Source organism: Kaistella yananensis (genome assembly GCF_026107505.2).
Classification (GTDB): Bacteria; Bacteroidota; Bacteroidia; order Flavobacteriales; family Weeksellaceae; genus Kaistella; species Kaistella yananensis.
Genome location: NZ_JAPCHZ010000002.1, coordinates 312,516 through 325,933 on the forward strand (window position 1 = coordinate 312,516; position 13,418 = coordinate 325,933).

12 protein-coding genes are annotated in these 13,418 nt (G+C 39.6%); 6 read left to right on the forward strand and 6 right to left on the reverse strand.

Going from position 1 to position 13,418, the window contains the following annotated elements; translation table 11 throughout:
* The first annotated feature begins 100 nt into the window (after positions 1–100).
* Positions 101–1,483 carry a phosphoglucosamine mutase gene (gene glmM, locus OK344_RS05690; RefSeq protein WP_265143872.1) on the forward strand — a complete coding sequence of 461 codons (1,383 nt, stop codon included), beginning with the start codon at positions 101–103 and terminating at the stop codon, positions 1,481–1,483.
* Between the two features lie 95 nt (positions 1,484–1,578).
* Positions 1,579–2,949 (forward strand): tetratricopeptide repeat protein, encoded by a 1,371-nt coding sequence (locus OK344_RS05695; RefSeq protein WP_265143873.1) that lies wholly within the window; start codon positions 1,579–1,581, stop codon positions 2,947–2,949.
* Between the two features lie 95 nt (positions 2,950–3,044).
* Here OK344_RS05695 and OK344_RS05700 read toward each other — a convergent pair whose 3' ends face one another.
* Positions 3,045–5,564: an ATP-dependent Clp protease ATP-binding subunit gene (locus tag OK344_RS05700; protein WP_265143874.1), complete on the reverse strand. Its 2,520-nt coding sequence runs from the start codon at positions 5,562–5,564 to the stop codon at positions 3,045–3,047.
* A 159-nt stretch (positions 5,565–5,723) separates the two neighbouring features.
* Between OK344_RS05700 and OK344_RS05705 the strand changes: the two genes are divergently transcribed.
* From OK344_RS05705 to OK344_RS05720, 4 genes are read left to right on the forward strand one after another with little or no spacing between them, the layout of a single operon-like run.
* The gene (locus tag OK344_RS05705) at positions 5,724–5,942 is read left to right on the forward strand and encodes a uroporphyrinogen decarboxylase (protein ID WP_265143875.1); all 219 of its coding nucleotides are present in this window, start codon (positions 5,724–5,726) and stop codon (positions 5,940–5,942) included.
* A gap of 9 nt (positions 5,943–5,951) precedes the next feature.
* Positions 5,952–7,055: a glycosyltransferase family 4 protein gene (locus tag OK344_RS05710; RefSeq protein WP_265143876.1), complete on the forward strand. Its 1,104-nt coding sequence runs from the start codon at positions 5,952–5,954 to the stop codon at positions 7,053–7,055.
* A 32-nt stretch (positions 7,056–7,087) separates the two neighbouring features.
* Positions 7,088–7,507, forward strand: coding sequence for a SufE family protein (locus OK344_RS05715; protein WP_088468414.1), 420 nt, complete (start codon positions 7,088–7,090; stop codon positions 7,505–7,507).
* Positions 7,507–8,472 (forward strand): glycosyltransferase family 9 protein, encoded by a 966-nt coding sequence (locus OK344_RS05720; RefSeq protein ID WP_265144112.1) that lies wholly within the window; start codon positions 7,507–7,509, stop codon positions 8,470–8,472. The genes OK344_RS05715 and OK344_RS05720 overlap by 1 nt, the downstream gene beginning before the upstream one ends.
* A gap of 55 nt (positions 8,473–8,527) precedes the next feature.
* Here the strand turns inward: OK344_RS05720 and OK344_RS05725 are convergent, their stop codons facing one another.
* The 5 genes from OK344_RS05725 to OK344_RS05745 are packed head-to-tail and all read right to left on the reverse strand — an operon-like array spanning position 8,528 to position 13,411.
* Positions 8,528–9,610 (reverse strand): mannose-1-phosphate guanylyltransferase, encoded by a 1,083-nt coding sequence (locus OK344_RS05725; RefSeq protein ID WP_265143877.1) that lies wholly within the window; start codon positions 9,608–9,610, stop codon positions 8,528–8,530.
* Positions 9,611–9,612: 2 nt separating this feature from the next.
* Complete coding sequence (locus OK344_RS05730) at positions 9,613–10,203, reverse strand: SprT-like domain-containing protein (protein WP_265143878.1); 591 nt, start codon at positions 10,201–10,203, stop codon at positions 9,613–9,615.
* A 22-nt stretch (positions 10,204–10,225) separates the two neighbouring features.
* Positions 10,226–11,566, reverse strand: a complete 1,341-nt coding sequence (locus OK344_RS05735) for a TolC family protein (protein WP_265143879.1) — start codon at positions 11,564–11,566, stop codon at positions 10,226–10,228.
* 46 nt (positions 11,567–11,612) lie between these two features.
* On the reverse strand, positions 11,613–11,999 hold the full coding sequence (locus OK344_RS05740; RefSeq protein WP_265143880.1) for a hypothetical protein: 387 nt from the start codon (positions 11,997–11,999) through the stop codon (positions 11,613–11,615).
* A gap of 8 nt (positions 12,000–12,007) precedes the next feature.
* A complete protein-coding gene (locus OK344_RS05745; protein WP_265143881.1) occupies positions 12,008–13,411 on the reverse strand; it encodes a spore maturation protein in 1,404 nt (467 codons plus the stop codon).
* Between the last annotated feature and the right edge of the window lie 7 nt (positions 13,412–13,418).

The window sequence follows — 13,418 nt, forward strand, 5'->3', positions numbered from 1 at the left end:
TGCGATTCAGATTGCTGTTCATAATCTATTCACTTTATGTAGATTTTTTATTCGTAATTTTGCCTCAGTTTAAATCAACCGTTTTAAAATCAATCATGCAATGGCATTAATCAAAAGTATATCAGGAATCCGCGGTACAATCGGCGGAAAAGTAGATGAAAACCTTACGCCGCTTGATGTGGTAAAATTCACTTCCGCATTCGGAACCTGGCTTCAAAACAATAAAAATAAGAAAGACTTAACCCTTGTTGTTGGCCGTGATGCCCGTCTTTCCGGAGCAATGGTAAATTCTTTGGTTACCGCAACTTTGCAGGGACTTGGGATCCACGTTATCGATCTGGGACTTTCTACAACGCCAACAGTGGAGGTGATGGTTCCTGAACTGAATGCCGACGGTGGAATTATCCTGACCGCGTCTCACAACCCAAAACAGTGGAACGCACTGAAATTGTTGAACGAAAAAGGCGAATTCATCAACGGAGAAAACGGTGCTGAAGTTTTGGCCTTAGCTGAAAGTGAGGAATTCAATTATGCTGAGGTAGATGATTTGGGAAAATATGAAACCAGAGACGATGGTTTTGCGATTCATATTCAGAAGATTCTGGATTTACCGATGGTGGACGCCGAAGCCATTAAAGCCAAAAAATATAAAATCGTTGTAGATGCGGTAAATTCAACCGGCGGAATTGCGATTCCACAACTTTTGGAGCATTTAGGCTGCGAAGTTATCAAACTTTACTGCGAACCTAACGGTCATTTTCCTCACAATCCGGAACCTTTGAAGGAGCATTTGGGCGACATTTGCGAACTGGTGAAGAAAGAAAAAGCAGATTTAGGAATCGTTGTAGATCCGGATGTGGACCGACTTGCGCTGGTTGACGAAAATGGCGAACTTTTTGGCGAAGAATATACCTTAGTTGGGGTGGCTGATTACCTTCTGAAGAATAAAAAAGGAGTAGCTATATCGAACCTTTCTTCAAGCCGCGCATTGAGAGATGTTGCTTTAAAGCATGATTCCGAGTATTTCGCAAGTGCAGTGGGAGAGGTTAATGTGGTAACTTTAATGAAAGAAAAAAACGCTGTAATCGGCGGCGAAGGAAACGGCGGAATCATTTATCCGGATCTTCATTACGGAAGAGATTCACTGGTAGGGGTGGCATTATTTTTAACGCATCTGGCTAAAGAAAACAAAACAGTTTCTGAACTACGAGCTACATATCCGAGCTATTTCATGGGGAAAAAGAAAATTGAACTTACACCGGATATTGATGTGGATTCACTTTTAACTAAAATGGAAAACGAATATCAAAATGAAGAGGTTTCCACCGTTGACGGTGTGAAAATTGATTTTGAGAAAAATTGGGTGCATTTAAGAAAGTCCAATACAGAGCCCATTATCAGGATTTACACCGAAGCTTTTTCTCAGGAAGAAGCCGACAGTTTGGGAGACCAAATGATTATAAAAATAAAAAGTTTGATTTAAGATCATCTTTTTATTAAATTAGATTTTTAATAAAACGTTTTTCCGAAGTTTGTAAGCATGCTTCAAATTTTTGGAAATAACACTGAGAATATAAATTGGAAGAATTTTTTGAAAACGAACTCATTAGAAAGTTCGAAGAAATGGTAGAAAACAATGATGAGTTGTACTTCGAAACCGAAGAGTACGAAGACATCATCATTTACTATCTTGAAATGGGCGATATTTCCTTTGCGGAGATGGCGACCAATTATGCGCTGAAACTTCATCCGAACTCATTAGAACTGAAAATTAAAAAGTTTGAGGTTTTACTTGAACTTGAAAATTATACACAGGCCAAGGAACTGATGCAGGAGCTTCAGGAAGCTTCCATGGAAAGCACCGATTTTCTGGTGTGCTGTGCTAAATACTATTCGAATCTGGGAAACCCCAGACGCGCAATCACTTTTTGTGAAAGGGCGCTGGAATTGGAGGAAGAAGAAAATTTCCTTCATAACTTCATCGCGGATGAATATGTAAATCTGGAAGATCCATTCAACGCGCTGAAACATTACAAACTGGCATTAAAGTATGACCAACAGGACGAATATTCGCTCGAAAATGTAATGTTTTGCTATAATCAGCTGAGCAGAAGTGATGAAGCGATTGAGTTTCTTAACGGATATCTGAATGAGTTTGCTTTTTCTGAAACCGCCTGGTACGAATACGGACAGTTTTATTTTAACCGCAAAAATTATGACGAAGCCATCCGTGGGTTCGATTATCTTCTCGCGATAAATCCACAGGCTGTCGGAGTATATGCCAATAAAGCGGCGTGTTATGAAGCGATGGGCGAGTGGCTGAAAGCGGTGGAAGTGTATGAAGAAATGCTGGAACTGGAATACACCAAATCCTTTACTTACTATAAAATAGGGTTGTGTTATAAAGAAAACAAGCAGCCGGTTTTAGCATTGAATGCTTTCCAGAAATCTTTAAGAGATGATCCGCAGTTCTATCTTTCGATGATGGAGCAATCGTATATCTACGAAGAAATGGGCAGTATGAAAGAAGCGCTGCACTTTGCCAAAGAAGCCGTTTCGATGAATGATAACAATCTGGATTATCAAAAAAGGCTGGCGTTTTTATATATCGACTCCGGACGGTTTGAGGAAAGTTTGGTTTGCTTGAAAAAGTTGGTAGATTTCGAGCCTAACCGGTTTTATAACTGGTACGCTTATTCAGAAGTTTTAATGCTCATCGGTGAATTTGAAGAAGCAATTACAGTTTTAAATCAAGCTACGAAGCTCCACAACCGTGCTGAAATTTATTATCAGTTGAGCAACTGCTATTTCCACATGAATAACCAGAAAGAAGGCAGAAAAGCCCTGGATGTAGCTTTAGATCTGGATCCCAATCTTCTCGAAGATATGAAACTGAAATATCCTTTCATTAAAGAAGAAGTTGAAAAAGTAAAAACGAAAAAGAAATAATTTAAAGCATCAGCTATATTGGATTTGAACTTTAAATAAACCGATTAATAAACCCCTGTCAATCATTTGACAGGGGTTTATTTATTTGAACACTTTTACTTTGCGCTCTGTTTCTTTTTTGGCGTTTCTGCGACCAAACCGTCTTTCTCTTCATTCACCTTCAGCATGATGGTTTCGCCTTCTGAAAGCTGTTTGTTGACAAGCATTTCGGCCAACAAGTCTTCGATATATTTCTGGATGGCACGTTTCAGTGGTCTCGCACCGAAATCTTTGTCCCAACCTTTTTCGGCGATGAAATCCTTTGCATCCTGAGAAAGCTCTACATGATAGTTCAGTTTTTCCAGACGTTTGTAAAGTTTAGACAGTTCCAGATCAATAATCTTATTGATATGTTCTTTTTCAAGAGAGTTAAAGATTACGATATCATCGATTCTGTTCAGGAATTCCGGAGCAAACGCCTTTTTCAGGGCATTTTCAATCGTGCTTCTTGCTCTTGCATCGCTGGTCGATTTTTTAGCAGAAGTTCCGAATCCTACGCCGTCACCGAAATCTTTAAGATCTCTGGTTCCGATATTTGAAGTCAGAATGATAATTGTATTTCTGAAATCTATTTTTCTTCCTAAAGAATCGGTCACAAAACCTTCATCCAGAATCTGCAGCAAAATGTTGAATACATCGGGGTGTGCTTTTTCAATTTCGTCTAAAAGTACCACTGCGTAAGGTTTTCTGCGAACTGCTTCGGTAAGTTGTCCGCCTTCTTCATAACCTACATATCCCGGAGGCGCACCAACCAGTCTCGAAACTGCGAATTTCTCCATATACTCACTCATATCGATACGGATCAAGGCTTCATCAGAATCGAAAAGTTCGCGGGCCATTACTTTGGCAAGCTCGGTTTTACCCACACCTGTTGTTCCCAAGAAAATAAATGTGCCAATCGGGCGGTTAGGATCTTTCAGTCCGGCGCGGTTTCTTTGGATAGCTTTCACCACTTTTTTCACTGCATCTTCCTGGCCAATCACTTTGCCATTCATCATTTCATCCATATGAGAAAGTTTGTCGAGTTCATTTTTACCGACTTTGGTTACAGGAATTCCACTCATCATGGATACCACTTCGGCAACGCTTTCTTCGGTAACGACTTCTTTTTTCTCCTTCACATCTTTGTCCCAAGCTTCCTGAGCAATATTCAGTTCAATCTGCAGGCGTTCTTCCTCATCTTTAAGTTTTCTTGCTTCTAGATAATCCTGAGCTTTTACCGCTTTCTGTTTCAGATCTTTAATCTCTTCGATTTTCTTCTCGTACTCAATGATTTCCGTAGGAACCTTCATGTTTTTGATGTACACTCTTGATCCGGCTTCGTCCATCGCATCAATTGCTTTGTCGGGAAGGAAACGATCGGTAATATATCGTGAAGTAAGGTTTACACACGCCAGAATTGCTTCGTCTGTATAGGTAACGTTATGGTGATCTTCGTATTTGTCTTTCACCTGATTCAATATCTGAATGGTTTCTTCTACCGTAGTAGGTTCTACCATTACTTTCTGGAAACGGCGTTCTAAAGCCCCGTCTTTTTCGATATACTGTCGGTATTCATCTAAAGTCGTTGCTCCGATGCATTGAATTTCTCCCCTTGCCAAAGCAGGTTTAAACATATTGGAGGCATCTAAACTTCCGGTGGAACTTCCCGCGCCTACGATGGTATGCAGCTCGTCGATGAAAAGAATGACGTCGCGGTTTTTTTCAAGCTCAGTCATGATGGCTTTCATTCTTTCTTCGAACTGTCCACGGTATTTTGTTCCGGCAACCAAACTTGCCAGATCAAGTGTAATCACTCTCTTGCCATAAAGTACACGCGATACTTTTTTCTGTTGAATTCTTAAAGCCAAACCTTCGGCGATGGCAGATTTACCAACACCAGGTTCGCCGATTAAAAGCGGATTATTTTTCTTTCTTCTTGAAAGGATTTGCGAAACTCTTTCAATTTCTTTTTCACGCCCGATCACAGGGTCGAGTTTACCGTCTCTGGCAAGCGAAGTTAAATCACGTCCGAAATTATCCAAGGTCGGCGTTTTGCTTTTCCCCGTGCCGATGTTTCCGGTAGGTTTACGCATCTGCCCGAATTCTTCTCGCTCTTCGTCATCGTCGTAAGCGCTCATTTTCGGATCCTGTCCGGAGTTTTTAAGCATGGTCTGATACTCTTTGGTTACTCTTTCATAATCAATGTCATAAGAGCCTAAAATATTAGTTGAAGGGTCATCCGACTTATAAAGTATACCTAAAAGCAGATGAACGGTATTAATTTCTGAACCCTGATACTGTCTGCATTCGAGTTCTGACCGTTTTACTGCCTGATCGGCCATTTTTGTAAAAGAAATCTTATCGCTTTCTGCCGAAAACGGATTAAGTCCCGACACCGACATGGTTTCGATTTTTCTTCTAATTTGCGTTAAATCTGCACCCAGATTTTGCAGGATATCCTTTGCAGAGTTCTCTGTCTTAATCATTCCCAAAAGGAAATGTTCTGTATTAAGAAACTCACTTTGCAGACGTCTTGCCTCTTTTTTACTTTGTTGGAACACCTGATCCAAACCGTTTGAAAATTTATGATCCATATTTTTGATTCATTATTTAAGCATGAAGACTGCAACGAATCTTTTATGCCATATCAAAGTTACAAATACTTTACCAAAATTAAATAATGACTTTATGGCAGGATATATTTTACCATTCGGCTGAAAATGACTACGTTTGTCTCCCTAAATTTTTTAACTATGAGTCCGGAAATTACCAACTATATCGGCTACGCCGCTTCTTTCTTCGTTGTATTGAGTTTTGTGCTGAAAGACATCAAGAAAATCAGAATCATAAATCTCATCGGATGTATTTTCTTTGTGATATATGGGATTTACAGTAATTATCTGTGGCCTATTATTATTCCGAATGCCATTCTGTGCATTATTCAGGGGTATCATCTGGTAAAAAAAGACTAAATTTCTCTCATGAAAGTTCTGGTAAGCGTTTTTAATAATTTATCTACAGACCAACGTGTTGAAAAGGTATGCAGAACATTATCCGAAAATGGATTTTCTATCGAACTTATCGGGAATAACTGGGGTGGTTTGCCTGATCTGAAACGCGACTATCCGGTTTCCAGAATTATATTAAAATCCAAAATTCTGCGGTATGCTTATGTGGAATTTCAATGGAAACTTTATAAAGAACTGCTGAAGAAAGCTGATCAGCACACTATTCTCCTTTCGAATGATTTGGATACCTTACTGCCCAATTATATGGTTTCAAAAAAGCTGAATTTACCTTTGGTGTACGACAGCCACGAGATTTTTACCGAAATGCCCTCGGTCAACGGCCGCTTTACCCAAAATATCTGGCGATCATTGGAGTCTTTTATTGCACCCAAACTGAAATTTATGATGACGGCCAGTGAAAGTTACGCAGACTGGTTTCATAAGACCTACGGAATTGAAAGACCTGTTGTAGTGCAAAATTTCCCCCTGAAATCCGGAAATCCACAAGATTATTCTATAGTTAATTCACCAAAAGTAATTATTTATCAAGGGGTAATCAATCCATCCCGAGGCCTGGATAAGTTGATTCCGGAAATGCATAAAATTGAAAATGCAGAACTCTGGATTGCCGGTGACGGACCTAAAAAGAAGGAATTTCAGGAATTGACTAAAAATTTAGGTTTGGATGATAAAGTGAAATTTATTGGTAAAATTCTGCCGGAAAAACTCCGCGAAATCACCCAAAAAGCAGATTTAGGAGTAAGTATCGAAGAAAATAACGGGTTGAGTTACTATTTCTCAATGCCCAATAAAATATCAGATTATATTCAGGCGAGGATTCCCGTGGTGGTGTCAGATTTTCCGGAGATGAGGAAAGTTGCAGACCATTTTAAAGCGGGTGAAAAAATCCGGGATTACAACGAACTTGCACAAAAAATTCAGTTGGTTCTTAATAATGGGAAACATTCTTATAAAGACGCTTTAGATCATGCGGCCTCACAACTTTGCTGGGAAAATGAAGAAAACAGATTACTTGGGCTTTTCGGTAAAATTGAATCCAGAACTCCTAAAAGCTAAATTCTTATCTTTGCACAAACAGAAATTTTAAGATGACCATCAAAGAAAAACAGCAGGAATTAATCGAAGAATTTGCATTTCTTGAAGATTGGGAACAGAAATACGAATATATTATTGACCTTGGAAAAGAACTAAAAGGACTTTCTGAGGACAAGAAAACGGATGCCAACTTAATTAAGGGCTGCCAGTCTAAAGTCTGGATTGATGCTGAGTTCCGGGACGGTAAACTGTTTTTCGAAGCCGATTCCGACGGTATTCTGCCTAAAGGAATTGTTTCGTTGCTGGTTTCTATTTACAGCGGGCATACAACCCAGGAAATACTGGATTCCGATTTTGACTTTATTTCGGAAATTGGGCTGCAGGAATTTCTTTCGCCTTCGCGTGCCAACGGCTTGATGGCCATGACCAAGCAAATTAAGTTTTACGCCGTTGCCTATCAACTTAAGAAGTGATTACCATTTTAGCATACCGTTTTTCAGCTTTTGGCGATGTAGCGATGACAGTGCCGGTTGTGACTGAATTTCTGGAGCAGAATCCCGACGTGCAGATTGTTTTTGTAACGCGGAAAAACTTCAGCGATTTGTTTGAAGGTGTTCCTAATCTTATTTTTAAAGGAGTAAATATTGATGATTACAAAGGATTTTTAGGTTTGCGGAAACTTGCCAAAGAACTCATCATAGAATTTAATCCTCATTATATTGCTGATTTACACGATGTTATTCGGACAAAAATACTCAACCGAATTTTTAGTCGCAAAAAATATCGTGTAGCCGTCATCAGTAAAGGAAAAGATGAAAAAGAGCATCTCACTGATATCTGGAATTTGGAAAAAAAACCGCTGAAAAAAACTACCGAAAGATATGCTGATGTCTTTCGGGATTTAGGGTTTTCAGTTGAATTATCCCATCAATATAGGACAGTTTCATTACAAAAAAATGGAATCGGTTTCGCTCCTTTCGCACAGCATGAAGGAAAAATGCTGCCCCTTGAAAAGTCATTCGAACTGGCAAAACATCTTTCAGAAAAATACAGAATATACTTTTTTGGCGGAGGAAAACATGAGGTAGAAACCCTCGACAACTGGGTTTCACAAATACCAAACGCTGAAAATGTTGCCGGTAAACTCAGTTTAAAGGAAGAACTGTCGAAAATCGCACGTCTTGAGATCATGATTTCGATGGATTCTGCAAATATGCATTTAGCAAGTTTGGTAGGTACGCGATGCATTTCAGTTTGGGGATCTACACATCCTCACGCGGGTTTTCTTGGCTACGGACAGAGCGAAAATGATGTGGTTCATATAAAAGATCTTACCTGCAGGCCGTGTTCAGTCTTTGGTGACAAAAAATGTTACCGTGGCGATTGGGCTTGCCTTCATGAAATTAATATTCAGCAGGTTATCGATAAAATTGAATAGCGATAAAACAAAAAATTCTTTCACATTAATGAAAGAATTTTTTGTTTGTACGACCTTATAAAAATTTGTCACCTTTTCTAACGTTCTTCAGGTCTTGGATGTAGTCTTTAATGAGCTGGTCGTTTTCCCGAGGACAAATTAGAAGTGCTTTATCGGTATCTACCACAATATAATTCTGTAAACCATCGATAACCGCTGCTTTGTTTTTATTTTTGAACTGAACGATATTGCCTTTTGCATTATATAAAAGTACATGTTTTGGATGCATGGTATTTTCGTTTTCGTCTTTATCGTAATTTTCGTAAACCGAAGTCCAGCTTCCCAAATCGCTCCAGCCTAAATCTGCAGGAATTACGTAAACATTCTTTGCTTTTTCAAGAATACCGTTGTCGATGGAGATTTTGGTTACTTTGGGATAAATCATTTCAATACAACGCACTTCATCTTCGGTATTGTATTCGCAACTCACAAACTGTTGCGACATTTCCTCCAGATGCGCATCGAAGGCGGCGAGGATTGATTTTACGTTCCAGATAAAAATTCCGGCATTCCAAAGAAAATCACCGCTTTCCAGGAAACTTTTGGCAATTTCCAGAATCGGTTTTTCGGTGAAAGTTTTCACTTTAAAATGGTCTGCATTTTTTTTATCGATGAACTGAATATAGCCGTAACCCGTATCAGGTCGGGTAGGAGTAATTCCTAACGTGATGAGGTAATCGTTTTTTGAAGCCAAATTGAAAGCCAGTTCCACTTTCTGCAGGAACGCAGTTTCTTTCAGAATCAAATGGTCTGCAGGCAGCACAATCATGTTGGCGTCGGGATTTTCAGCCGCAATTTTCTTTGCCATATAAATATTACATGCTGCGGTATTTTTCATCATCGGTTCGCCCACGATATTCTGCGGTTTCAGTTCCGGAAGCTGCTGTTCGGTCAGCGAAACATATTCTTTATTGGTAATAACGTAGATATTTTCTTTCGGAACAATCTGGCTGATTCTGTCATAGGTCTGCTGAATCATTGTTCGGCCCGTTCCTAAAATATCCTGAAACTGTTTAGGGAATTTCTGTGTACTCATTGGCCAGAACCGGCTGCCGACTCCTCCTGCCATAATAACGCAGTAATTGTTTGATTTAGACATGCTTAACTTAATTTTTCTACTCTTGCTAAAGGTTTGAATATATACCTTTTTCCGTTATCGATATTCAGGCAAATATAGTTCTTTTTGCGTTTACCTTCTATGATATAAGTTTGTTTACGGTAAATAAAACGGTCCTCGGTTTCTAAATCTTCGATGTATGAAGTTTCATCTTCGTAATTTTCGATGTGGAAGTATTTTACCAAATCGGGACTCGACATGAAGTTGGCTTTCGGTGCTTTCGAGAATTTAAGGATGATCGGTTTTAAATCTTCAGAATAAATAGAAATGCTTTCTAAAAGCATTGTTCTGAAAGTGTTTTTCCATTCCGAACCATGCGGCGAAATACGGTTTCCGAAATTTTCAAAAGCCAGGAGATGCGCAAGTTCATGGGTTAAAACAAAAAAGAAAAGTTGCGGCTGCAATGTCGAATTTATCGTAATCTGGTGCGATTTATCTGGCATTTTCCGGTAATCTCCCAATTTGGAATTTCGTGCTTTTGTGATTTTAATGTGAATATAATGTTCGCCAAACCAGGTTTTCAGGAAAGGCAAAGTATTTTCAGGCAGATATTTTTCGAGATTCGTGATCGACATGCTGAAATCAGTACTTGCTAAATTATAAACTCAGCGGAATACCGGCATAGAAATTAAGCAGTTTCATGCTGAAAAGGTAATTGTATTTCGCCTGGGCAACAGATCCCTGGGCATTTGCGAAATTATTTCTGGCACCGTTGAGGTCGTAAACCGTTGACCGGCCTGCAGCAAAGCTTTTTTCGGCAAAATCCAGAGCCAGCTTCGCGCTTTTCTCTGCTTCGGTGGCTGCCAGATATGCTTCGTAATTACTTTCTGCATCAAACTGTGCCTGCTGTACATTCTGCAAAACCTGCTGCTTTTGCTGCAATAAAGTGGTCTTGGCAATATCTTCATTAATTTTCGACTGCTCTACCTGAAGTTTCGTTATTCCTTTATTGAAAATAGGAATATTAGCCGACAAACCAAGTTGTTGCCCGAAATTATCTTTGTACTGTGTAAAAAACTGTGACTGCTGAATTGAATTTCCGTTAAGGTCTTTTGCCGGGCTGATGAGGTAAAAATATGAACTTCCGAGTCCTGCGTTTGCGATAACGGTTGGCCAGAACGCGGTTTTGGTCACTTCAGTTTGCGCTTCGGCCGATTTTATTCTGCTTTCGGCAGCTTTCACCTGCGGTTGGTTTTCATAGGCTTTAGCTATAATGTTTTCAGCGGTAAAAAGTGGCGCATCAAGCATTCCGTTTACCGGAACTTCCTGAATATCAAAGTTTTTGTAATCAGGCAATTGAAGAAGCATTGCCAAAGCAAAAAGACTTCTGTTGGTGTTGATTTCCGCGGTTTTTACATTCTGCTTTTCTCTTGCCAGTGCTGCTTCGGCTTCGGCAAGAACCGTTTGTGGTGTAGTTCCCACTTCGGTGGTAATTTTGGCTCTTTTGTAAAGTCGGTCAGCGTTTTCTAAGGCACTTTCAGAAATTTTGGTTATTTCCCGGTTGAGTAAAACCGATAAATACTGCTGTGCAATCTGCAGAGAAATGTCGTTTTTAATCCTTTCGAGATCAAATTTACTGGCTTCGACTTCGAATTCAGTTTTTCTGATATTTTTTTCGAGTCTTCCGTTGTTGTAAACCAGAATATCGGCGCCTACACTTGCGCTGTTGCTGAAGTTATCGTTTCGGTTGGTATTTCCGAAAACATCGCGACCCTGCCCGAATGATGCGTTATTATTGATGTTACCTGACACGGAAGGCAGATATTGTCGCTTAGCAATTTGCAGCGAATTATCCTGCGTTTTGGTATTTAATGTATTCTGTATCACCTGCAGATTATTTTCCACCGCGTAGTTTACACACTCCTGAAGCGACCATTTCTTCTGGGAAAAAGCTACAAAAGACACAAAACTCAGCAAAAAGACCGCCGTTTTTTTCATAGGAAATTTTAAAGAATAAGACGGTTATTTTATGAATTTGTTACAGTTAAGTCTTCAATTCGTTTATTCTTGAAACAATCGGCATTGAAAAGATTCCGCTTTTTTGCAGATAAGTTTCATAGAAAGTCTTTGCTTTCGCGGCGAATTCAGGGTTGGGATTTTCTTTGTTTTTGAAATAGAACAGGTGCCCGAGAAGCTCAAAATATGGAATATGATGTGCCGTGTCTTTTTCACTTACCATTGCAAGAATTTCTTCGGTTGATTTGTGAGCAAGTTCCTCAAAACTTATTTTAAAGGTATCTCTCATATTGGTATCGAAAACACGTTCGAGTTCAGTAAGATCGCCTTCATTTTTGCCTCCTAAAATCATTTTCGAAAGGAATTCTGAAAACTGTTTAACTATTCTTATGAGGTAATCTTTATCGTGTATCATATTAATTTTTAAGCGAAGAAAATATAAGCCAAAATCACGGAAGTAATGATTCCCACAAGATCTGCTAAAAGCATCGCAGTTACAGTATATCTTGTGTTTTTAATCCCCACCGCACCGAAATATACTGCGATAACGTAGAACGTAGTATCCGAACTTCCCTGAAGTACAGCGGCCAATCTTCCCTGGAAACTGTCTGCTCCGAAAGTCTGCATCGTGTCCACCATCATTCCTCTTGCACCGGAACCTGAAAGCGGTTTTATTAGTGCGGTCGGTAAGCCGTCAACAAACCTCGTGTCGAAACCAAATACCGCCGCTACCCATTTCATGCCATCGATTAAAACATCAAAAACTCCTGAAGTTCTCAGCAGAGAAATTGCGATGAGCATTCCTACCAGATAAGGAATAATTTTCACACAAGTCCAGAATCCTTCTTTCGCTCCGTCAATAAAAGCATCGAAAACATTAATTTTCTTATAAACCGCACCCAGAACAATCGCGAAAAAGATGAGCAGAATAATTCCGTTGCTCAACAGCATGCTGAAATTATCGAGACCTTCTTTTGTAAGGTTTACCAAATAAACAACCAAAAGACCTACAATAACTGATATTCCGCCAACATAGGCGATTACTGCAGGCTGAAAAAGGTTGATCTTCTGATAAATGGAAACAATAATCATTGCTGCCATGGTTGCTGCAAAAGTGGCGATCATACAGGGCAGAAAAATATCTGTTGGTGTAGCCGAACCCATCGATGCACGGATGGCAATGATGGAGACAGGAATTAAGGTTAAACCTCCGGCATGAAGGCACAGGAACATAATCTGCGAATTGCTGGCCCGTTCTTTATCAGGATTTAAAGTTTGCAGACTTTCCATCGCTTTCAGTCCGAACGGGGTTGCGGCATTATCCAAACCTAATAAATTAGCACTGAAATTCAGCAACATATGTCCGAATGAAGGATGGTTTTTCGGAATTTCTGGAAATAATTTGGAGAAAAAAGGCTGTATCAGTCGCGATAATAAATTTATTCCGCCTGCTTTTTCAGCTATACTCATGAAACCCATAAAAAGGGTCATAATCCCAATCAAACCAAGACAGATTTTCACGGCCGTTTCGGAAGTTCCAATTACGCCATCGGTTTCCTGAACCCGGTAGATCTGGACTTCAGATTTTGCAGAATCTGTTTTATAATGAACCCTGTTTTGATCAAAATCCGGGTTGGCGAGCAGCGCATTCTGGATTTCAGGATTCAGTTCAGCCATTTTTTTTGAAGCAATCTGCACCGTGTCTCCACTTTTGCCGACCACCATGTCGTTGTAAATTGCCTTGTAATTATCTGAAAACAAATATTTTATACTTGCAACTATAATGGCGACAATAATAAATGCGCTCCAAATTCTGCTTAAAACCATTGCTGAA